Origin of the sequence: Bradyrhizobium sp. McL0615 (assembly GCF_049993905.1) — a bacterium.
Lineage (GTDB): Bacteria > Pseudomonadota > Alphaproteobacteria > Rhizobiales > Xanthobacteraceae > Bradyrhizobium.
The window spans coordinates 6,723,232-6,745,957 of the sequence record NZ_CP188254.1; the positions used below are offsets into that span (position 1 = coordinate 6,723,232).

The 22,726-nt window shown below is 57.6% G+C and carries 21 protein-coding genes; all 21 read right to left on the bottom strand.

Features of this window, described 5'->3' with window-relative positions:
- Position 1: 1 nt before the first annotated feature.
- Positions 2–1,768, bottom strand: coding sequence for an ABC transporter ATP-binding protein (locus tag ACPPVP_RS32520; protein WP_426527677.1), 1,767 nt, complete (start codon positions 1,766–1,768; stop codon positions 2–4).
- Positions 1,765–2,826 carry a glycosyltransferase gene (locus ACPPVP_RS32525; protein ID WP_426527678.1) on the bottom strand — a complete coding sequence of 354 codons (1,062 nt, stop codon included), beginning with the start codon at positions 2,824–2,826 and terminating at the stop codon, positions 1,765–1,767. Before ACPPVP_RS32525 ends, ACPPVP_RS32520 begins: the two co-directional genes overlap by 4 nt.
- Positions 2,827–2,882: 56 nt before the next feature.
- Positions 2,883–4,049, bottom strand: coding sequence for a glycosyltransferase family protein (locus ACPPVP_RS32530; protein ID WP_426527679.1), 1,167 nt, complete (start codon positions 4,047–4,049; stop codon positions 2,883–2,885).
- An 87-nt stretch (positions 4,050–4,136) separates the two neighbouring features.
- Complete coding sequence (locus tag ACPPVP_RS32535) at positions 4,137–5,405, bottom strand: carcinine hydrolase/isopenicillin-N N-acyltransferase family protein (protein ID WP_426527680.1); 1,269 nt, start codon at positions 5,403–5,405, stop codon at positions 4,137–4,139.
- 180 nt (positions 5,406–5,585) lie between these two features.
- Entirely contained in the window at positions 5,586–6,173 is a 588-nt protein-coding gene (locus tag ACPPVP_RS32540) for an acyltransferase (RefSeq protein WP_426527681.1), read from the bottom strand.
- Positions 6,174–6,220: 47 nt separating this feature from the next.
- Positions 6,221–7,276 carry an NAD-dependent epimerase/dehydratase family protein gene (locus ACPPVP_RS32545; protein ID WP_426527682.1) on the bottom strand — a complete coding sequence of 352 codons (1,056 nt, stop codon included), beginning with the start codon at positions 7,274–7,276 and terminating at the stop codon, positions 6,221–6,223.
- Positions 7,273–8,622 carry a glycosyltransferase family 4 protein gene (locus ACPPVP_RS32550; RefSeq protein WP_426527683.1) on the bottom strand — a complete coding sequence of 450 codons (1,350 nt, stop codon included), beginning with the start codon at positions 8,620–8,622 and terminating at the stop codon, positions 7,273–7,275. Before ACPPVP_RS32550 ends, ACPPVP_RS32545 begins: the two co-directional genes overlap by 4 nt.
- Entirely contained in the window at positions 8,619–9,653 is a 1,035-nt protein-coding gene (locus tag ACPPVP_RS32555) for a GNAT family N-acetyltransferase (RefSeq protein WP_426527684.1), read from the bottom strand. Before ACPPVP_RS32555 ends, ACPPVP_RS32550 begins: the two co-directional genes overlap by 4 nt.
- A 15-nt stretch (positions 9,654–9,668) precedes the next feature.
- Positions 9,669–11,015, bottom strand: coding sequence for a hypothetical protein (locus tag ACPPVP_RS32560; RefSeq protein WP_426527685.1), 1,347 nt, complete (start codon positions 11,013–11,015; stop codon positions 9,669–9,671).
- 168 nt (positions 11,016–11,183) lie between these two features.
- Positions 11,184–12,311: an SPASM domain-containing protein gene (locus ACPPVP_RS32565; RefSeq protein ID WP_426527686.1), complete on the bottom strand. Its 1,128-nt coding sequence runs from the start codon at positions 12,309–12,311 to the stop codon at positions 11,184–11,186.
- A gap of 18 nt (positions 12,312–12,329) precedes the next feature.
- Entirely contained in the window at positions 12,330–12,617 is a 288-nt protein-coding gene (locus tag ACPPVP_RS32570; RefSeq protein ID WP_426527687.1) for a hypothetical protein, read from the bottom strand.
- The gene (locus ACPPVP_RS32575) at positions 12,614–13,531 is read right to left on the bottom strand and encodes a methionyl-tRNA formyltransferase (protein WP_426527688.1); all 918 of its coding nucleotides are present in this window, start codon (positions 13,529–13,531) and stop codon (positions 12,614–12,616) included. Before ACPPVP_RS32575 ends, ACPPVP_RS32570 begins: the two co-directional genes overlap by 4 nt.
- A 38-nt stretch (positions 13,532–13,569) precedes the next feature.
- The gene (locus ACPPVP_RS32580; RefSeq protein ID WP_426527689.1) at positions 13,570–14,646 is read right to left on the bottom strand and encodes a hypothetical protein; all 1,077 of its coding nucleotides are present in this window, start codon (positions 14,644–14,646) and stop codon (positions 13,570–13,572) included.
- A 25-nt stretch (positions 14,647–14,671) separates the two neighbouring features.
- Positions 14,672–16,597: an asparagine synthase (glutamine-hydrolyzing) gene (gene asnB / locus ACPPVP_RS32585; RefSeq protein WP_426527690.1), complete on the bottom strand. Its 1,926-nt coding sequence runs from the start codon at positions 16,595–16,597 to the stop codon at positions 14,672–14,674.
- Complete coding sequence (locus ACPPVP_RS32590) at positions 16,585–17,505, bottom strand: class I SAM-dependent methyltransferase (protein WP_426527691.1); 921 nt, start codon at positions 17,503–17,505, stop codon at positions 16,585–16,587. The genes asnB and ACPPVP_RS32590 overlap by 13 nt, the downstream gene beginning before the upstream one ends.
- A 110-nt stretch (positions 17,506–17,615) precedes the next feature.
- The gene (locus ACPPVP_RS32595) at positions 17,616–18,773 is read right to left on the bottom strand and encodes a DegT/DnrJ/EryC1/StrS family aminotransferase (protein WP_426527692.1); all 1,158 of its coding nucleotides are present in this window, start codon (positions 18,771–18,773) and stop codon (positions 17,616–17,618) included.
- A 15-nt stretch (positions 18,774–18,788) separates the two neighbouring features.
- Positions 18,789–19,760: an NAD-dependent epimerase/dehydratase family protein gene (locus tag ACPPVP_RS32600; RefSeq protein WP_426527693.1), complete on the bottom strand. Its 972-nt coding sequence runs from the start codon at positions 19,758–19,760 to the stop codon at positions 18,789–18,791.
- Positions 19,761–19,792: 32 nt separating this feature from the next.
- Positions 19,793–20,386, bottom strand: a complete 594-nt coding sequence (locus tag ACPPVP_RS32605; RefSeq protein ID WP_426527694.1) for an acyltransferase — start codon at positions 20,384–20,386, stop codon at positions 19,793–19,795.
- Positions 20,383–21,324 (bottom strand): Gfo/Idh/MocA family oxidoreductase, encoded by a 942-nt coding sequence (locus tag ACPPVP_RS32610; protein ID WP_426527695.1) that lies wholly within the window; start codon positions 21,322–21,324, stop codon positions 20,383–20,385. Before ACPPVP_RS32610 ends, ACPPVP_RS32605 begins: the two co-directional genes overlap by 4 nt.
- 122 nt (positions 21,325–21,446) lie before the next feature.
- The gene (gene nusG / locus ACPPVP_RS32615) at positions 21,447–21,962 is read right to left on the bottom strand and encodes a transcription termination/antitermination protein NusG (protein ID WP_426527696.1); all 516 of its coding nucleotides are present in this window, start codon (positions 21,960–21,962) and stop codon (positions 21,447–21,449) included.
- Positions 21,959–22,600, bottom strand: a complete 642-nt coding sequence (locus tag ACPPVP_RS32620) for a winged helix-turn-helix transcriptional regulator (RefSeq protein ID WP_426527697.1) — start codon at positions 22,598–22,600, stop codon at positions 21,959–21,961. Before ACPPVP_RS32620 ends, nusG begins: the two co-directional genes overlap by 4 nt.
- Between the last annotated feature and the right edge of the window lie 126 nt (positions 22,601–22,726).

A 22,726-nucleotide genomic window follows, 5' to 3' on the forward strand; every position in this document is an offset into this window, starting at 1 on the left:
ATCAGGGCATTCCCTGGGCTTCGAGCAGACTTGAGAAGCGGCCGTTCTTGCTAATCAGCTCAGACCAACCGCCTGCTTCGACCACGCGCCCCTCCTCGATCAGGAAAATCCGGTCGCAGAAACGAACCGTGGGAAGGCGGTGGGCAATCATGATCACCGTTAACTCCCCGCGCAACGCGCGTATCGCGTCCAATATCGACTGTTCTGCATCGCTATCGAGCGCGCTCGTGGCTTCGTCCAGGATAAGCAAGGCGCGGTTGCCGAGTAATGCCCGCGCGAGCCCGATGCGCTGCCTCTGCCCGCCGGACAGCATAACGCCCCGGTCGCCGATTACCGCATCGTAACCCTTTGGGTTTGCCATGATGAACTCATGGGCGTTGGCGCGTCGCGCAGCGTCCTCGATCATCTCGTCCGACGCTTCCAGATTGCTCCAGGCGATATTGTCGCGGACAGACATGTTGAAGAGCACCGTCTCTTGCGTGACGTAGCCCACGGACCTGCGCCAGTTGGCGAGACCCACTTCAGCCATTGGCACACCACCAACGCGAATGTCCCCCTTCGAACTGGGGATGAGACCAAGCAGGCAATCGACGAGGCTCGTCTTTCCCGCCCCAGACCGGCCAACAAAGGCATAATGTCCACCGGCGGCGAGATGCAAATCGATTCCCTGCAACACGGGTCGTTGATCATAGCGCAGATGAACATCTCTGATGTCTATATCGCCTTGCGAAAGCAGATTGTCGGGCTGCCCGATAATTTCCTGCGCGCTGTCGAGCTCGCGGTTAAGTCGTTCAAGATTCTCCACCGCAGGCAGCGTGATAAATAGCTGTTGTACCAAATGCTGAAGATTGCCGAGACGCGGATAGAGCCTCATGAACAATGCCACTACTGTGAGCACCACGCCACCCTCGAGGCCGAAGAGCGTCGTGGCAAGCGCCAAGGTGCCGAGCAACAGCAGGATGCCTGTTGCCTCAAACACTACCCGCAGCAGATGCGGCTGAAGCAGCAATCCCCGCTGAATGCGGGCAAGCTCATCTTCGATGACGTTGTGGCGCCGGGCAACATACTCTTCCGCCGCGGTGGCCTTGATCAGTTTGGCGCCATTGAACACCTCGTTAAGCCAACCCAACGACAGGGCGTGCTGAACAGATGTCTCTGCACCTAGAGCACGCGACCAGCGAAGGACAGGATGCAGGAGAGCCGCGACAAGTCCGGCCGCAATGAGCAGCAGGAACGTAAGCTGCCACGAAAGCACGACGGCTATGGCCACGAAGATCGCCGCGGTCACAACCGCGCTGACAAGTTGAACAATGACATAGACGGCGGATGCGGCGCGCGCGGTTTCCGATGTCACGAAATTGATCAGTCCACCAACAGAACGCTTCATCAGAAACGGCCAGTCGGCATGCATGACGCGCCGAAACGTTTCTTGCCGCAGGACGCGCAAGTAACCGCTTTGCACTGTGGCAGACAACCAGCTTTGCGCGATCACCAACGAATATTGCAACGCAATGATAGCGGAGATCAGCGCCACGACGGTTCCGAGTGTCATGTTGAGATCGAACCGCGCAAAGGCAGCGTTGAACAGCGACATATGGGCCTCTTGGCCGCGGGTAATACCCAGGACCGAGAGAAGCGGCAACAGGAGCGAGATTGCAAGGCCCTCGAACGAACTGGCGAGGATGATGAGAAAGACGAGCGCCGGTGCGCGCCAGCCAAACTGGTGCCACAGATCGCCGAGCAGCCTCCTGGCAAGTTTCGCAATCATAATGCCGCCGCTACGCCGGGAGCGAGAATGATCTGCCGGCCGTCACGCCATCGCGTGCCGCCTAGCTGACCCAGGCAAAGCGCCTCGAGCAGGACGACAAACTGCCGTGCGCGGACGGTCGCACTGTGTCGCTCGCGAATCATCTCCTGCCCTGCATTCACGATACGCCCCGCTTCCCGGCTATCGCTTTTCGCAAATTTTAGGACCTCATCTATCCGGCTCAGAAAGCCATCCTCAACCGCGAAGCAATTTTCCCCGTCCTTGAATCCGAGGTTGCCCATGTCAGGAAAGAAGCGGGCGACCAGCAGGGCACCAAACGCCGGAATCTCGAAGAACTTGCGGATCGCGTACCCTACCGATCCGTCGCAGGTAATGCCGACGCGGGACGCGGCGATCATGTTGCGGAAACGACGATGAAACCATGCCGACAGGTCAATATGCCGCTGCGCCCGATAATCGGTCGTGGCCCAATAGAGAAGACGCTGCAGCGGGCTCTCGAGCGAGGTGAGCGAGAATTCTCGCTGACTGACGAGATGATCCCTTGCTTCCTTCCGAAAACGATAGCCGATCCCCGGAACAATTGCATCCCATCTCTTCGGTACCGAACCATACGGCACGAACTCCCCGTCAGCAATGCAATGGGGCAACATCAGCCAGCGCTCGTCGATGAGCTCGGGATGTCGCACCATGTAAAGTTCGGGGTTGAACCAGCTCTCGCGTGCGGCCGCAGCGCGCGGATCGGGAATACGGTACTGCGGACTTGCCACTGCGCTGACGACGGCATCGGCGCGCCTGATGCAGCTTTCATGGATATATTCGGGGATCGCATAGGGGTCGACCTGAAGCAGGTTGAGCACTTTCGGCGCTGGATAATCGGACAGATCCCGTGGCACGAAGGCGCCATATTGTCCGGCGCCCGGCTCACCGAACATCCAGGTTTGCCCAATGATGATATCAAAACGGCCGACACGCCGTTCGAGCGCTCGCAAATTCGAAGTGTCGGCGGCATAGCCAATTCCGCCAAAGACAACGTCCGACTCGCGCGCCAGCGCGGACAACAGGGCGCGCACTGTCGGATTTGCATAAGCGACGTTGGTATCGAGGACGAGGGTTCTCATTTGCGGTGCGTCAACAGGCGATCAGCCAGATCCTTGTCCGTCGCATGAAACCCGTCGGAGCCGTCACTCAAGCTCAATATCGGATTGGCGTCACGCCATCTCATGCCTGTCAATTTGCCCGCAGCGGCGGCGGCGGCGGCCTGAAGGATCTGATCGACACGGCGGGATACGTTGTGGAAACTCCTTACCATGTCCTGCCCCCGGGTCGCGAGTGCGCGGCTTTCGACTGAATCGCTCTTTAACCAACGCACGATATCGCCAAGGGTATGGAGGTCCGCATCGCCCACGAGAACGGCGGTGTCGCGATGCCTGAAGCCAAGGGCCTCCGGTTGCTCGAAGGGGCGCGCAATGAGAATGGAACCAGCAGCCGGAATCTCAAAAAACTTGCGGATGGGATAGCCGACGGACCCATCGCAGGTGATTGATGAAAGCGATCGACGCAGTGTTCTCCGGAACAGGAACTGTGCTATGGGAATAGCCCCAAGGCGACGCGCAGGGCGACTGTTTACCGCCAACCGCGCCGCAGCCCGCTCGATTAGCGTGGCCTGAGACTTCACTTTCAATCCGGCAGCATCCTTGATTATCTCTGCCGCTCGCGATCGAAACCAGTACGACGTCCCCGCAATGCTGATGTCGATCGGTCTTTGGCGCGCTACTGCATGAAATTCGCCGTCACCGACTGCATGCGGAAACAGCAGGAAGCGCTCGTCGATCACCTCGGGTCTTTCGGTCACGTATCCCGGTTTGAGCCAATGTTCGCGCGGATAGGATTCGGCGAAGGACCGCTTCCAGAATTGCGGACTGCCAACGATTGATATCGCAAAAGAGCATCGATCAATGTAGCCGCGGAAAAAATCCTCACCAAGGGTGTGCAAATCCTGAACCATTAGATTGATGAAGGTTGGAATGCCTACATCGAGAATGCCGGCTGGCCGCGATTCCTCCAAATATGGTCTCGACGGCCCTACGACCCAGGGGTCCACAATTGCGACGTCGAAATGACCTAGCTCGCGCGTGACCGTACGATAATCGCTGTAATTCTTTCCATAGCCCCACCCGATCACCGTTACGTCCGCTCGCTTCGCGAGCTCCTCAACGAGCAAACTCCAGGTGGGATTGATGTAGTTCAGCTTTTGCGTGACGATTAAAGTGCGGCAGGTCATGATCCATCGCCTGTTCGGAATCCGGAGGACTCACCGATGGATACGGAAGGTTTTCTGCTTAACGGGTCTTGGGAGCGCATCTCAACCCTAAACGTAGGAACGGCCCGAGAACAAGGGCTCCAGGTCGAGTTGCCGCCACTGAACACCAACGGGCCGCGTGCCGAGCCAATAATGGTACTGTGCCTGCCCCAGGTCGACCACATAACTCGCAGTGGTCCAACCGGTGTCCGGGTGAATAGCAGTGCGCCGCCAAGCTCCCGGCCCACGCCCGGCGCGAAGGAAACGGCAAATCTTCCGCGCATCGGCCTGCGCTGGCCCGACAAACTGCTGACGCGCCCGCGCAAGCCGCGCCGCCGAATTGTCCAGCAGCAGCTGATGGCTGGTGTCGTCGTTGCGGTTGAGCCCGGTCATACCTTCGAGTTCGAAGTGGTTTGCGGCGAATTCGGCCGCTTGGCCTGCACGCACGCAAACGTCTGGACCAGTCGCTTCCAGCCGTGACACTGCGCCCAGCCGGTCGGCTATCACCAGTGAAATCCCGTCATGGGTCGGACCAAGGGGAGCAAAGGATCGAAACGCCCGCTCCGCCTCCGCAACCGAGTGCGCCACGCCCAGCACCGCCATGTCAGAGAAGCTCGTCGAAAGACTTGCCGGCGAGGGCTGGAAATTTCTTGCCACGTTCACCGATCCGCCGCCAAAAGTAACACCAAACTCGTTGACGCCCATACCAAGCCAAAAATATCCCGGCATCAGATGGCATAGCCGCGCAGGGCCGTCGTCCGGCCTCACATGCGCCACGACCACATTGTTGCTCGGACCAACGTCGAGATTTTGGCCGAGGATCGTGCCGTTGCGCGTTTGAACAGCAAGCGCGGCGCAGGAGCGTGAGTAATCACGCCATTGCACCAGAGACGGCCAGCTGGCGGCAAGAACCACGTCCCGCAGCGCCGCGCCCGACAAACCATCGCTCGCGCCTTCTAGATATGCCGCCACGTCCGCGTGCCTGGCTCGCAAATGTTCGAACGTCTCGTCGATGCCCGCGTCGACGCACTTCCTCTCAGCCTGCGGCAGTGAACTGCGATAATCGCTAGCGAGACCGACTTCCCGCGCCACCGGAGTTACCCGCGCCAACTCAGCGCCTATTGCGCGCCATGTACCGTGCAACATCCAAAGGCCGCGCCTGGCATCATACAAGGCATCCGCGGAGACGGCGGGTTCCGCCTGATTACGCATAACCGAATAACGCTCGTACCAGCGGCGGACGCCCAGCCTGTCTACGCCACTGCTGATTGCAGGACTGCGCATAAGCAGTCTGGCAAGGGACAGCGCAGATTTCGCGAACATGTCTACGATACCCATGTCATACAGGGGCCTCAAGAGCGGCATCGTAGTGGGGCGTTGGACGACCGAATGGTGATGGCGGTATTCTGCCAAGCTCTCGCCTTCTACGTAGCGCCGATCCCACGCCCATGGCGTCAGCAGCCGCAATGAGCGTCCGACGGCACGAATTCCGCATATGAAGAGCTGCGAAGGGCTTCGTCACCCGTCGACCTGCCCGTTCCAATCCCGGATGTGGTCCTTCAGACGCGGCCTTTCTCCGACCTTTCTCGCAGGACTTCCTACGTTCACGCTCCAGGGTTCAATGTCCCTGTTCACAAAACTCCCGCCACCAATGACCGCGCCCTCGCCAATGGTGATGTTTGGCATAAGCGTGCAATTGACACCAACATAGACATCATCCTCGATAACCAACCTCCCAAAGAGCGTGTTGGTGTGATCCTCCGGCAGACCGTCCACCATCCTGTAGCCACGGTAATCGTAGGTAGCCGTCAGCAACTGCGATCCACCTCCAACCGAGATGTAATCCCCCAAGATTGCCTCTCCTCCACCCCAAATATTCACGAATGGCTGGATGTCGTTGTAGGCACCGATTCTTATTCCTCGACCGCCCCACATGAAAACGAAGTCATGAATCCTAGCCATCTCGCCTATTTCGATTTGCTCTGGCCGACACAACTTGGCAAGAGGAAAGAGCTTTGCCGAAGCCGCGCAGCTTTTAAGGAAACCCCGAACATTTTCGCCCATAAATTCGTTTCCGGGAAAGTCCTCGGGTATGTGTCCTATCATGTCGCGCCTCCCCTTTTTCAGTTGAACGTGAACCGATCAGCCATCGGTCACAGATTCTGCTCTACAAGCATCCTGCGCTTTCGATCGAGCAGAAAGTTTAACTCGCCGTGCTCCATCTCCAGCTTGTAATCCGACAACATGTCGCTGAATGAATAGCGCGGCGACCAACCAAGTTCACGTGCGGCCTTGCTGATGTCATAGCTGCAGGCCTCTACCGAATTGGATATTTCCGGGCGGTAGACCACATTTGGAGTTTTGCCCTGTACTGCAAAGACCCTGACGATGCTCTCCACCTGTTCCTTCAACGAGAGCCTCTTGCCGGACGCAATATTGAACAGTCCGCAGGCCTCCTTACTCTCGATAGCCAAAGCGACCGCGGATACCACGTCCTTGACGTAAATAACGTCTCGACCTTTTCCGCTGTCGCCCCACACCTCGATCGTCCGCCCGCTTCTCGCGTTTTCGATGAACACACCTAGCCCGGTCTTCGCGACCGTTCCAGAAACGATAACACTCTCGTGGTGGCCGAACCCGTAGACCGACGGCAGCCTAAAAATGACACACTTCATCTTGTGTTGCTGAATATGGTATTCGATCAAATCCGCCGCAGCGCTTTCCGAAATGCTGAAGATTGAGAACCGGCCGGTATACTTGATAGCGCGCGGTGCTTCCTCGGTGATAAGGTCGCCCTTCTCCCAAAGACCCTGGATATTCCTGTGGGAAATCGTGTGCAGCAGCTTTCCGGCGTTGCAGCGCTGACAGTATTTCAGGATGTTCGCCACACCGAGCACGTTCACCTTTATATAGGTGGCGGGATCGCTGTCTGCGTTTGAGGCGGGCTGAACGCAGGCGAGGTTTACAACCGCCCGCACCCCTTGCTCTGGGAGACGATCAAACTCCTCCTCATTGACAATGTCCAGGGCCGTAAACGACGCCCCCTGATCGACCAGATACTTCGCTTCATCATTTTGCGATTTGTCAACAGCAACCACACGGTAGCCGGCCTGTTGCAGGTATCTTACCAGGTAAAATCCGATAAAGCCGGTAGCACCAATGACAACGACCGTATCGGAATCGGTTGGAGCACGCGCGTTGTCGATCATTTGAGAGCCCGTTGATAAATCACGAGGAACGGAAGGAACCAAACGTCCGCAATATTCTCCGGCGTGTAACGCTGTAAAGCCACCGTACGAGCGGCGCTTCGCAATTTCCGAACCTGGTCCGGATCTTTACTTAATTCGATGATAGCACGGGCCGCAGCCTCCACATCTCCTTCCGGTACAAGCTTCGCCGTTCGATCGTCGACATAAATCCGATGCTCGACATTGTCATAGGCGACAATGCAGCATCCTGCTGCCATGGCTTCGATCAGCGCATTGCCTTGCATCGGCGCGAAGTAAAAATCGGAGGCCGCCGCAACTGCCATACCTTGGGGTTGTGGAAGCTGCCCCAAGAACAAGACGCAATCTTGAACCCCCAAGTCCATCGAATGGCACAGGAGTTCGTCCCGATACGGACCCTCGCCGACAAATACGCCTGTTGCATGTAGCCCCATTTCGGCAAGGCGATATTGCAGATCTATCACACTTTTTGATTTCTTCTCGTTATGAAGACGACCGACGGTTACAATCCAGGGATGATCTCGCCTCTGGAGTTCAATCGGAATCTCGGACTGCCTCGCGGCCATCAGCAACGCCGTGACGTCTACGTTATTTACATATGGAAAAATACCATCGACGTTCATGCCCAGCTTTGCATAATAATCAGCTGCAAAACTAGCTGTTCCGCAATATGCATCGAAAACTCTGTACACGAGACGATACCAAAGCAACACAGCCCAGCGCAGACGCTCCGGGATGTATGATTGTTGGGGTAGCATCTTCTCCCAAAATGCTTCGATGAAGACCACCGCCGGGGTCCCCATGACCAGCTTTGCTACAAGGCCGATCTGCGCTGACCTGTTGGGGCCGTTGACGAGGATGACGTCGGCCGAAAGCGCGAGAAAACAGGCGCGCCACCAGCCGCGCACATAGCGCAGTGCCAGCAATGTCCATGCGAACGGAATTTGCAGACCCGGCAAAATGTCACCATCTTGTCGATACCGGATCCGATCCGTAATTCTTCTTTGCGAAGTTTTTTCTGCGAGAGCTACGTAGACGAATACCTTTTCAAATCTCTCGCCGCAATTATACCAGAGATTTGGATCATCCATGATCCCCTTGGTCACAGCTTCGTCGTAGGTATTGTAGCCAAGAATGAGGAGGGAGTGAGGCTTGTCACTCGCACGACGATGCGCGCGATATCGCCAGTAGGCGCGTGTCAGCAGCACGAGCGGACAAAGCGCGATTCCAATCGGCACAAGCATCGCCAGCATAACGAGCAATATCGCGCCGTCGAGCGGGCGAAACCAACGACGGCGGCGTTGAAGTATCGCAAGGTCCTCCGTCATGGCGACGTTTGCGAATGCAAAGAGGCGAACGGCAAAACGAAATACCACGGATATTCGCGCAGGATTTCTTCCCGCGACAGCTTGAGCAGTTTTCTGTTCTTTATCCGCGTATAATAAGTGTACCTGCGGTCCTGGGTGCCCCACCGCTTCTTAAAATGGTAGACCCCTTCCTGACTCTGCCAAGTACCGCCCCAGCTCCAGGTCCGGAAACCGTCCCGGGCAGCGTCAATCATTGCGCGATAGATGATGAGACTTAGGGGCTGCAAATGACGAAAATCGTTTCGGGAAACGGGGACGAAATATTCGGCCGTCTTGTTGAAATACAGTATCAGGAGCGCGGCAACCAATTCGCCCTCATGTCGAGCAACGTAGAGCCGCCGCGATCGGGGGGATGCGAAGTGTTGCTGTACGAATTTAAAGAAAGCTGGGGGCTTCACAATCCCTCCCAGCGCGCTGATCGTCTTCACGTGAACGTCTTCCAGGAAATCATAAGCCGTTTCGTCGACATCGATCACGATACCGCTCTTCTCCGCCTTGCGAACCATGTTGCGCGTCTTCTGATGAAACATACTCATCAAAGCGGTAGCTATGTCTCCCGAATCTGGAAGGGGCGTGATTTGTCCGATCCGATAGTCTGTCATATCGCGCTTGATATCGTCGTTATCGCGCCGGTCGAGCGGATTTTCGATGATGGACGCCGCCGCTATTTCGGGGTCGGCGATGAACCGATTATACTGTGCCAGAAGTGCTGAGCGAGCCTCCGGGACCGCCCCGACCAGACCTCCGATGCTGCCGAAAAACGGCAGCGAATTGCATACTGTTCCATGACGCCCTCTTTTGAAAAACAGTGGAAGGGCGCCGCGGATCGTATCCTGGTGATCCAACGCAAGCAAATATTTTGGCTCACCGCCCGCAACATCCTGAAGAAAATCGCGATAGGAAGGAGAATGGTAGACCAAGGAGGTCTCATGACCCAACAAGAAATCCTCGTAGGCCCTATCCATTTCTGGATTCAAAACGGTGACGCGCAAGATCAAATCCCGATGTTACGATGGCTTACGTGGAGCCAGGCTGAACAAAGCATAATTGCCGGCCTGTTTCAGCGGATGCTTATTCGGAAGCTGCAATTCCTCCGCGGTAACGTAGCGCTGATCGATCAAGAGGTGTGTCAGACCATCCTCCGCCGCATAGTCCTCGATGCGTCGACACAGCACGGGGAGAAACGCAGCGAGCCTCTCGTCGAAATCCTCACTGTGTCCGCCCCAATAGGTCGCAACACGTCCGGAATAAGCGACGAGATCGCTGAGATGGGCGGGCAGGCACATCACCCGGTGGACGCCGGGACTGAAAATGTCCACAAGAGACTGCAATTCTACAGAGCTTCGACCAACCTGCCCCGGTTGCTCGCGCCGCAGGTTGCGGGCGATCAAAACGTACTGGCGGGCTTCCAGCACCGCCGCGGCAGACAAAATTGCCATCAGCGGCAGGTCAAACTCGCTGACATGCAAAACCAGAAAAACCAGGGTCGGCACCAGTGCGAATTTCAGATATTGCCGGCCGAGGCCGATGCCGCGCAGGGCATGCACAAAATGGATGAGAGTCGCGGCAAGATAGACTGAGAGAATCCAGCCAAGCAGGAACATATCCATTGGAGCCGTAGGCCGGCGCAAGATCAGAAAGCCAACAAGTGGAACAACGAAATAGTTCTGGTGCAGCAAGTCCTTGCCGAACTGCACTACATCGCGCCAGCCGTCGTCATGATAGAATTGGATGCGCGTCTTGCCGTCGCTGTAGATGGACGACTGCCTGACTGCGTGGGCTCCTAATAGTGGCCAGTACCGATCCCAGAACCTGACGGTAATCGCATGCGCCCGGACGATGCGCCAGAATCCTCTGGGCCACAGGGCCAACGCGAGGAGGTAAAGCAGGAACGGCCAGACCACCCAGCGCCAATCCGCGGTCATCAACGCCAACACGGGTGCCGCAAACCAGAGCTGTTGGGATGACAGTTTATGACTGTAGAGAAGGATAAGGCCCGCGGGGGCCGCGGCCACGGCAAACCGCCAATCCTCCATGCCGTAAAACGCCAGCACCAGGAAGGCGGTGAGCAGAAGTGCACCGAAAGGACGAGTCGTGAGGTTGGCATATTCGAGGATCAAGCCGGGCGCGAGTGCATAGACCACAACGGCAAACGCACCCAAAGCCGGCAGGCCCGCGCTTGCACAGAGCGCAAAGCCGATCCCGACCGTCAGAAGGTCAATGACGTGGTTCAGCGCCCAGAAGTAGCGATCCAGCCATCGCTGCGGAATGAAGGCGCACAGAATGAAGAAGCCCGGCGGATACCACTGCTCCGGCTTTTCCAGAATGTAGACAGGGGGCAAGCGGATGGGCAACCGTCTCTCGCGTCGAAGGGCTTCCGCACACATCAGAATGTAGTACGCATCGCATCCCTGAAATCGGACCGTCCAGATCGGATAGAACCGAATTACGCAAAATATACCGGCTGCGGCCGCAAACCAGGCGATCGATACAAGCATCAGGAAGCCAGCAACGGAGTGAGCCTAGGCGGCCGGTGCCTGATCGTTCGTGAGCGCTGCCTGGGCAGCGCTCTCGATGCTCAGCTGTTCTTCCGGATCGGCAGTGTGGCGAACGACGGAGAATTTCTCGATCGCCTTGCGCTCGATCGTCGGCAGTCCATAACCCGAGCACAATTTGCAGATGTCGATGTTGCCCTGATCGGTCAGGATTCGGCGGCGAAAATCCCGAGCCTTCGCCCCATTGAACACGCCCATCAATCCCTGTTCGAAGACGTTGCCCAGGACGTGTTTGCCGTTCGGATCGCGGCAGCACGGCACGGCATCGCCATTCCAGTTGATCTGGATCGAATTCCAGATCCACGCGCACTCATTGTCCGGCAGAACCTTCGGGCGCAGATAGCCCTGCTCGAACGCCTTCTCGTCGTAGTACCAATACTTCCGGTCCTTGGGGAGGTAGGCGTAACCCTCCAGCATGTTGCGTACGCAGGGGTCGACGACATTGGCGACGTCGACGCCGATCTCCTTTGCCCATTTGAGGAATTGCGGCACCTCGTGCTCATTGTGCCGCATAACGATGAATCCCACCTCGATCTGCACGTTCGAGCCGGGATTGCGTTTGCGCTCCTCGATCAATTCGTAGAGATTCTTATGTGCCTTGGTCAGGCTGGACGCCACGCGATAGCGCCGATGCGTTTCTTCCGTCATGCCGCCAAGCTGGAAGCTGATCTTGTTGATGTCCGAATAGATCACGCCCTTGGCGTCGACGAAATCACCATTGGTACAGGTCTCGACATAGATGTCCTTGTCTCGGGTGAAGCGGATCATGTCGTAAGCGTGCTTGTTCAGGAACGGTTCGCCCATGAAATAGAACATGAGCGAATTGGTGTGCCTGGCCACCCGCCCGACGAACTCTTCGTATACCTGCCCATCGAGCATGCCTTTGCGGCGCAACATCTCGTTCTTGCCTGTCTCGCAGACCGGGCATTTGGCATTGCAACCGTTGGTCGGCTCTATGGAGACATGAACCGGCGGCAGTAGCGGGCCCACAATTCCACGCTGGGCCATCGCCGTGTTCCAGACGAACGAAGGCCATCCCTTCGCGCCGGTGCGCGCAATCCTGTAGGCGACTCTGGTCTTGCTCAGAATTCCCATTTCAGGTCCTCGACTGCTCTACCGCGGCCAACTCGCATGATTCATCAAGAGCACGCTCAATGTCTGCGCCAGCAGGTCATCTATCTCGGTCTTCGAGTTCAGTGCCGTGAAGGGCGCGCGCTGAATCAGCCTCGCCTCCCCGCTACGCATTTGAATATGAATTTCCAGCGCACCAGTCACGGAGCCATCGCTCTCCTGGTGCGTATCGCTCGATAGTGTCACCATCGGCGCGGCCCGTCGACCGAAATTCTCCTGCGCGATGTGGGAAAGCGCGTGCCCAAGATACTCTAGTGCGTCGCTGGTCATTTCAGCCTGTTGCGGAGTGACGCTCCGACAACCGGAATAGCGTCGGTTCCATCCGAAAACGTCGCCTCCATTAGCCGGACGCTGCCGGAGCCGCATGCAATGACCACACCCGCCGATTTCGAATGCAATACCTGACCCGGAACGGCGCAGAAGGGAAATCCGGCGACGAAGGAATCCGCGCGCCATATCCTGACGGTTTGATTTCCTTCCAGGGTCGTGAAGGCTCCATGGAAGGGTTTTGCAGAGGCGCGAACGAGCCTGAGAACGGTCTCACTGTCCGCCGTCCAGTCGATTGCGCCATCTTCTGGTCGGCGAGGAAAACACCGAAGCGACAGTGACGGGTCGGCCGGCTGTTCGGTCAGAACGGCGCCTCCTCTTTCAATGGCGCCAACCGCCTCGACGAACATCTCGGGGATCGACCTTTCCAGCCATCGATAGACGTCGCCGATATCAAGCGTGGTATCGAGCTCAAAATATCGCCTCAGGAGAATCGGCCCGGCATCGACGAGGCCAGGTGTCATTTTGTGCACGCACAAGCCAATTCTTTGTTCGCCATTGAGGATCGCCCAATTCGGACAGGCGTTGCCGCGGTAGCGCGGCAGATCGCCGGCATGGGCATTCAGGATGCCATCCTCAAACAGGCCGATTTCGTCTGCACCAAGAATGGACGGCCAGTTCATCGAAACACCCAACTTGGGCCGCGGTTCGCCGACACCGCTTAACGCGGCCGTTAGCTTGCCGCGAAAGTAGGTCGCTCCGACTTCCCTTGCGCATCGCTCAAAATCCTCCTCGACCGTCCCGTCCGTGTCCGACGGCTTTGCGGTGCCAAGAAACGCAATCGAATGGCCTGCTTCCGCCAGCGCTTCGACCGTTCGCAGCAGTATCCGGGTGCGACCAAAGACAGCAAGTATCATTCAGGATGCCGTTCCGAGGTGCAAGTACGCCGATCGATTCATGATGCCGGCGTCCTGAAATGAACCGGGATCGCCAAGTCACTCGCTGCTGCCCCTACGTTCGACTCGGCAGCCTCCCGGCCATGGCGACGGTTTCGGACGCCGATCTCGCCAACTTTCAGTCCCGCTGCGTGCAAATCAATCACCGGGGTTGGCCCGGCATAGTCCGTCGTGACCGTCATCTTGCCGTAAGGCGCAGGCGGATCCGGATGAATGGGAAGCCCAAACGCGCGTATGCTTTCGATATCGACGTTACCGCAGATATGGACCAGCACGGTGCCATCGCGAACAAGTTCCCGCGGATCGATCCCGCGCGCGCCGCCAACAACCATCTCCGAAGCTCTATGCTCCGCGATCACGACGGCGTCGGCCGGCGAAGCACGCCTGGCATATAGCTCGGCGACGTGACCGTCATCGGGCCTGATGAGCGCGACCTCGCTCGCCGACATCTCCAGGAGGCCCTTCTGGATGGAACTCCCGAAGGGATCACTGCCGATGATCACTATCCGCGAGCGAAAAACTTCGACACCTCTCTCCAGCATCAGTCGCGCGGCAACGAATGCGAGATAGTCGTATGTCCTTAGCCGCGGGTGCGTCTCACAGGTGCCCAGAACCGGTATGCCCAGATGTTCGCAGGACGCAATATCGATATCCTCCGCGCGAAACTCCCAGGGCTCCCACATCAGACTGACGACCGCCGAGCTTGTCAGTAATTCGAGCAACGAACGATCGATCGGTCGCACGAAACCTAGATTGGTGACCAGGTCGATCTTTGCCTGATTCAGCGACGGACGGCCCTGTTGAAAAATGATCCTTCCGCCTACTTTCAGTTCTTCCGCCCAAACCTCGATTTCGCGAGCGATTTCCTCGTAACTGCCGTAGCGCGAGTCGCGCCCCACGGCGAAAATCGGGTCAGCCCCAGCGAGAGCGGCTAGCAGAGGGGTAGTCGCAAAATAGCCGGAGGCCGCCTCCGTCAGCACCCCGATACCACGCAAATCAAGTTTAAAATCGGATATCGCAGCTTCCATGATCCGATTAATGCGGCGCCGCTCGTGACCTTCCGGAATCAACGGCATAGGTTTCTTGCTTTGCGCTTTCGCATCACTGCAGCCGCGACGCCCGTTCCAGCCGAGGTGCGGGCATTCGCGCCGCACCACGCGTCAGGAACTGATCGCACCAGGACGCCAAATAAATCAAAGACCAAATCAGCAGTCTGCGATTCTCCCGGCCCTCGACGTGATCGGCAACGAGCCGGCGGGCGACGTCGAAATCCAGATAGTCGTAGATCCTGGCCTTGGGATCAAAGAGGGCGCGGCGGACGTAGTCGATGCTCTCGCCCCTGAACCAGGTGGCGTCGGGCGCCGAAAAGCCTTGCTTGACCCCGCCGGCGACGTCGGCGGGCACATAGCGCGCCATCGCCTCCCGCAGGATGATCTTGCCATCCTGGGAACGTTGCGAATAGATCGAGGTCTTCGGTCCGGGAAGGTTTTCATCGAGCCCGGTCACCTCGCCGAGATTGGCGAGCTTGTGAGCGACCGGCAGCGCCATTCCGAAATCGACCAAGTCATTGTCCAGAAACGGAACCCGCGCCTCGAGCGAATGCGCCATCGACAGCTTGTCTTCCACGACGAGCAATCCGTGCAGAAAGCTCTTCGCCTCGAAATACAGGGAATGACAGATGAAGTCCTCGGGACGCTTGAGTTCGGTCGCGTGGTGCGCAAACACGCCGCGGAATATCGCCAGCGGATCGGTCGTATGCTTTCCCGAAAGCGGCGCCATCAGAGCAGGAAACGAATCACGTGGCACCAGACGCTGCCAGGACTTGAAGTAGCGCGCCGAATATTCGTCGAAACTGAAATTGGCATCGCCACGGAAGTACCGCCATGGATAGCCGGCGAACAGCTCATCGCCGCCTGCCCCGGAAAGCACAACCTTGTTGAACTTGCCAGCAAGCTTCGCGGCATAGAAGTTCGGATATGACTGGCCGACACGCGGCTCTTCCAAATGCCAGACCAGGCGATCGATCGAGCGCTCCATGTCGCCAGCCTTCAGCACCATTTCGTAATGCTCGGTGCGACACAACGCCGACATTCGCTCCGCCCTGGCACGTTCGTCAAAGGCAAGCTCAAGCCCGGATACAGAGCTCATGTCGAACCCGATCGTGAAGGTGCGCATTTCGGGCAATTGTCGGCTCGCTATCATCGCAATGGCGCCGGTATCGAGACCGCCGCTGAGATAGGAGGCCACCGGCACATCGCTCACGAGCTGGCGGCTCACCGCCTGAACAAAGAGGCTGTCGAGTTCATCCAGATAGTCAGCGCGCGTGCGCCCCGTCTCGCGTTCGCTGAACTCGAAATCCCAGTATTGGCGCGGCTCCGTGATCGGCCCCTGCATCGACACCGAAAGCGAGTTACCCGCCGGCAGCACCCGCACATTCTTGTAGAGCGTACGATCGGTCAGGAAATTCTGGAAGGTCATGTATTCCATCAGCCCGTCGGGATCCATCTCGGTCCGAAAGGCGGGATGCGCGAGGAATGCCTTGATCTCCGAGGCGAACAGCAAGGTCTGTCCGATCGTCGTGTAGTACAGCGGCTTGATCCCGTAGCGGTCGCGGGCCAGCAGCAGGCGCCGCTCACGCCGGTCGTAGAGCACAAAGGCGAACATGCCGTTCAATCGAGGCAGCGCGTCCAGTCCCCATTCCTCGAGCGCCGCAAGCAACACTTCGGTGTCGGACTCCGAACGAAACACATGATTACGGGTCTCGAGCTCGAGCCGCAACTCGCGATAGTTGTAAATTTCCCCATTGTAACTGATGACCAGGTGCCCGCCCCTGCTCGCCATCGGCTGGTGACCCGATGGCGACAGATCGATGATCGAAAGCCGCCGATGGCCAAGACCGAGCCCACCCTCCACAAGCTGGCCCTCATCGTCCGGGCCGCGATGGATCAGCATGTCCGTCATCGCCTTCAGGATGACGGACGAGGCGGGCTTGCCGTCGAAATTCAGATATCCGGCTATTCCGCACATGACTTCCAGCGCCCGCGCTTCCGCGCAATCATGGTGATGCCGGCTTCCTCAATGACCTCGCGCTCGATGTCGAAGCCGGAATCGTTGCACCATTTCCGTACTTCCTGTTCGGTCTGGCGGTGCGCATTGACCGGTGCAAACCAGTCGAAATTGATGTGCGCCATCTCGTCAAAGGTCAGATCGGGCCGATAGAACATCTTGACGGCATTCCAGTAAAGGAAACGCTGCACATCGTACTCACCGGCCTTGATGCCGAGCAAATCGACGTCGTGGGACACGGTGATCGTCGCATTGAGCTTGCCGAAAGCGATCCCGAGCTTGGTCAGCGGCTCCATTGCCTTCCAGGCCTGCTCGGGCGACAGGCCCTGTAACTTCTCCCGGATATAGTCATCCGTGAACTCACGGATCGGGCCCTTCTTGCGGTAGACATAAAACATGAAGCGCCCGCCCGGCTTGACCAAGCGCGCGGTTCGCTCAAAGGCAGCCTTTGTCGAATCGGTGTGATGCAGCACACCCTCGGAGAAGAGGACGTCGCAACTTTCGTCGCGAAACGGAAGCGCATTCAAGTCGCACTGGATGAATTCACCGTTCAATCCTGCAGCGCCAAAGCTGTCGGCTGCCACGTCAATGGCGGCCGAAATATCTGTGCCGATGAAGCGCACCTGCTTCAACCGATCCCCGAAGAGTTCGATGGAACTGCGCGCGGCACCGCAACCGATATCAACCAGCACGGCGCCGGCACTGAGCCATGGCATGTCCGACGGCTCGCCATAACGCGCACGCAGCCAGTCGCGCATCACGCCGCGGGCGGCGGGGCTCTCGAAAGTATCGCGTCGATTCCATTTGTACCCGAAGACGTCGGAAGTCTGGGCCTGCGATGCAGACACATATTCGACGGCGCGCAGCACACCCTCGCGCACCAGGAATTGCCGGCCACTGACCGAAACCTCACCCGACGCCGGAATCGCCACGCCGGTCACGTCGCTCAGGATGGGAAATCCCTTTTCCGCGAGGACCATCAGGCGTTACCCGAATCCAGCCGCTTCAGACAGTCAACGACGTATTTGTAATCATCATCGTCCATGCGGTTGTGCAGCGGGATCGCCATCGTATTTTGCTCGCAATCGCGTGCGCCCGGCAGATCGTCGATCTGATGGCCAAAGCGCTTTCGGTAGTAGCCGAGCATGTGCACCGAATGAGTGCCCGGCCGGGTAGCGACGCCCAGCGCATGAAGCTTGCCCATGATTTCGTTACGCGCAAGGGGCGCGCGCTTGGGGTCGACATACATCACATAGGCCTGCCAGGCATGGCTACCCGAATTTGGCGGCTGTGGATGCCTCAGCCAATCGATGTCGGCCAGCGCCTCCCTATAATAGCGGGCTCGCCGGTCGCGCTCCTCGATGAATCGGTCGAGCTTGGCCAGCTGGACGAGGCCAATCGCGGCCTGCACATCGGTCATCCGATAGTTGAACCCGAGTTCGTCAAAGGCGGCGAGCAGATAGGGCTGCGGCCCTTGATGGCGCTGCTCCTCGGAGATCGAGGCGCCGTGATTGCGCAGCATGTTGGCCCGCTCGGCAAGGGCAGCGTCGTCGGTCGTCAACATGCCCCCCTCGCCCGTCGTGATGGATTTGCGCGGGTGGAACGAGAAGCACGCGGCATCGCCAAGCCCGCCGGCGGGCCGGCCTTTGTAGGAAGCACCCGCGGCGCAGGCCGCATCCTCAATGACCTTGACGGACGCTGGCAATGCCGCGCGGATACCGTCCATGTCGGCACAAAGCCCGAACAGGTGCACCGCAATCACCGCCTTGGTGTTTTCGGTGACCTTCGATTTCATCGATGCAATGTCGATGTTGTAGGTAGTCGGGTCCACGTCACACAATACCGGCGTGCCACCGCAATAGAGCACGGCATTTGCGGTTGCGACCCAGGTAAACGACGGCACAATCACCTCGTCGCCAGGCCCGATCCCCATCGCGTCCAGCGCCAAGTGAAGCGCCGTCGTGCAGCTTGTTACCGCCATGGCATGAGCAACATCGTGCCGATCCGCAAAAACCTTCTCGAAGGCCGCCACCTTCGGACCCTGCGTGAGCCAACCGGAGGTCAATGGCTCGCGAACCGCGTGCCATTCTTCCTCCCCCATAGAGGGTTGAGATATCTGAATACGTCGTAGCGTCATGATTTCCGTTGCCTGTTAGGTGGCCGCCAGAGCGCGTCTCGCCTTGACTTCGGCGATGTGTGTCCGACGCCATTCGATAAGTGACTTCAATCCCTCGTCGAGATCGATAGCGGACGCAAACCCGATTTCTTCTTTCGCACGCTTCGGCGAGCCGATGCGATTGCGCACCAGCGTCGCGTGGCTCCGCGGCGCATAATTAATCGGCTGGTTCGAGCCGGTCAGATTCAGGAGCTTTTCGGCAACTTCCTTGAGCGAAGTTCGCTTACCGGTGCCAACATTGTAGAATCTATCCGTGGCAGTCGCCTTCATGGCGCACAGGTTTGCCCGCGCACAATCTTCCACCGCCACGAAGTCGAATGCCTCGGATCCATCACCCAGGATCGTCGGTCCCTCGCCGCGATCGATGGCGTCGAGCATTTTCATGATGACGGCGATATAGGCACCCCGATAGTCCTGACGCGGACCGTAGACATTCATATAGCGCAGACCGACATAATCCAGGCCGTACCGAAAGTGATAAGCCCGCGCCATCGCCTCGCCGCAGATCTTGGTGGCCCCGTAAAAATTCTTGTTGTTGAACGGGTGATCTTCCGTCATCGGCTCTTCGATCGCGTCACCGTAGACCGATGCCGACGAAGACCACACAAGGCGCTTCACACCGTTGCGGACGCAACTATCCAGCACGTTGAACATGCCACGCACGTTCACATCGAAAGCGGTCCGCGGGTACTCATGGCATTGGAGAAGCCATAACGCAGCGAACTGAAACACGCCGTCGACGCCCTTGAGAGCCGCGTCGAGAATATCAGACTGCGTGATGTCGCCGCCGGCTTCAAAACTTTTGACACGCGGGTCGCGCATGGCTTCCGCGAGATTTTCGTGAGTCCCACGAACGAAATTGTCATAGATAACGATCTCGCCGACGTCTTGCTGCACGAGTTGATCGACTGCGTGCGACCCGATAAGTCCGGCGCCGCCGATGACCACAAACCGCTTTCCTCGAACGTCCAAATTCCCTCCTACTCGATTGGCGCAAGATGCGAGGGCGAAATCTCGCGATACCGTTCGCCGCTCCGCCCACAGACAAGGTCAGCCGCCAATCTTTCGCCTTGCCTGCTCATCCAACCCATGCGGCGCGCCGGGTTTCCAGCCATAAGCGCGAACGCCGGGACATCTTTTGTTACCACAGCACCCGCGCCGATGAAGCAATACTCTCCAAGTCTATGTCCGCACACAATCGTCGCGTTAGCGCCGATGCTGGCTCCGCGACCGACAGGCGTCGTGCGGAATTCATCCTTGCGGGATACGGCGGCACGCGGATTGTTGACGTTGGTGAAGACGCAACTGGGGCCACAAAACACATCGTCGGCGAGTTCAACGCCATCATAGAGTGCAACATTATTCTGAATTTTGCAGCCGTTACCAACCCTCACCCGCGGTCCGATCATCACGTTTTGGCCGATCGAACAATTCTCGCCGATAATGGTGCCCGGAAGGATATGGCAAAAATGCCAAATCCTCGTGCCCCTTCCTATGGCAGCCCCCTCGTCCACGTAACTCGAGCCATGGATCAACACGCCGGGAAAGCGCGGATCTTCGCGCATCTCCGTCATGCGCGAAGGGCCTTCATGGCAAACGGGTGAACGGGGCTGCTCCCGCTGCCCAAGGGGACATTTCGAAAAGTCGACACGATATCGATCGACGAACGTACTTCGTCCAAGCCGAAGCCTCGTCCTGCGACAATCTCCTCATAACTGCGGGTATGTAAATCAGTGAAGCCTTCCGAAAATTCGACCTCGTCATTGTCGACGGTGATTGAACGGAACGTTGTCTTCTTCCCTTTGACGTTCTCCGGCAAATCGTTGCGATCCACTGACAGGAACCAGCTCACGTCGGCACGTTCGCACTCTAAAAAACCGGCGGCACGCTCCGGCTCGCGGAGGTGGGCCTCATTCCGCTGCACGCGGCCGAACACAAAGCTGAGCATATCGAAGAAGTGCACACCGATATTGGTTGCAACGCCACCCGATTTGGCATCCTCACCCTTCCACGATGCGTAATACCAGCGGCCTCTGGAAGCGATGTATGTCAGATCGACCCTGTGACGCTCGTTGCTATTGGCAAACTTTTCGCGCAGCGCGATAATGGCGGGATGAAGCCGTAACTGAAGAATTGTCGAAATGCGGCGGCCAGTGTCGCGCTCGATCTCCGCAAGGCCGTCGATGTTCCAGGGATTCAGAACCAGCGGCTTCTCGCAAATGGCATCCGCGCCAGACCGCAAGGCGAAGCGGCAATGCGCATCATGGAGATGGTTCGGCGAACATATCGAAACATAGTCGATCTTCCCGCCGCGGCGACGAAGTTTGTCGACATGTCGGTCGAACCGCTCGAACTCGGTAAAAAAATGTGCGTCTGGAAAATGGCTGTCGAGGATTCCGACAGAATCATTCGGATCGTAGGCGACCTTTAGGTCGCCGTCGATTACCTGCATCGCCTTCATATGACGAGGCGCGACATAACCGGCCGCTCCAATCAACGCAAATGAAGTCATCTGGACATCACCCATAAAATTGAGATGCTGTTATTCCAAGCTACCGCAGTCCGGGTGACTCGGGGCCACCAGACCGGCATATCCAAATTTGTATGCGGTTTACCCGCACACGTCAGGCCGCCTCAAGCAGCCGCCACCATATCGGCCTCGATCGAGACACGAACCTTTCGCCCCAACAGGTCAAGCAAGATCGCGATCCGATCTCGATCAGCCAACCCGTCGAACAATCCCAAATTATCGGCAAAGACGCCCGCCATCACGCGCACCTTTTCTCCCAACGCAAATTTCGGTCGTTGGTCCAGCCTGACGTAACCGCTTTCGTCTTCGCGCGCTCTCAGCAAGCTAAGGACCTGTTGTGCGACTGGAGCAGGATCGCAGCCGTTCAATACAAGGCGCGACACACCAAATGTTGATTGAATTGAACGCCACCGCTGCGTCGCCACGTCGATTCGCACAAATAGATAACGCGGGAACAAAGGCGCGGCGATTTTCTCGACCTTACGGGCATGGCTCCTGCGCTTCAAATAGCGAGGCAAGTATATCTCAAATCCCTGACGCACCAGATTGCGCGCCGCTTTTGACTCAGCGTTAATCTGCGTCTGGACGACGTACCACGCATCAGTGCTGACCATGTTCATTGCTCTGCACCCCGACGCTCAGAGAAATGTAAACCTAGCAATTTGGGAGCGAGCACACGATCGGAGCCGTAAACCCGCACGGCATCATCGAACGCCCGGCGCGGGTTAACTACATCGGTGACGATCACGGCGTCAAATGGAACTCTAAGACGGTCGTAGTCAGAAACAACTTCCTTTCCAACAAAACGCATCTCATTGAAATTTTGATCGACAATGGCGATGATCGAGACTCCGCAATCGACGGCCGATAAAATGGCAATCTCGGCTAAGTCCGACTTTCCGCAAAGCACAAGATTTTGGAACTTCTGCTCTTTCGCTAATTCAAAGACTTGCGCACAATCTGCTTTGGCCTGTCTAAAAAATGAAAACGAATACGACAGATATTCCACGGTCAGGCGCGACTTTTCAGCGAAGCCTTGCGGCGTCAGGTAATAGCCGTAGCGGCGCGCCGGCGCCTGGCTGACTTTGACGAGACCTTTTTTGATACATCGTTTGAGGTAGGCGTTAACGAGGCCTAGTGCAATTCCAAGTTCCTCCGCGATGCGGCGTTGCGATTGAGCGCCATCATCGACAGAATTGAGCAAATTGAGGACGATCCTTTCGTCCTCACCGCTCTCGTTTGACAACGCACGATCCATGGAAATTCCCCACTGGCGGGGCTAATAGCGCGTTCATCGCGTGAACGTCAAGTCGATTGTTCACCGCGTGAACAATCTAAGCCATTGATGTTATTCATAAATAATCGTTGATAAAATTCTAACGAA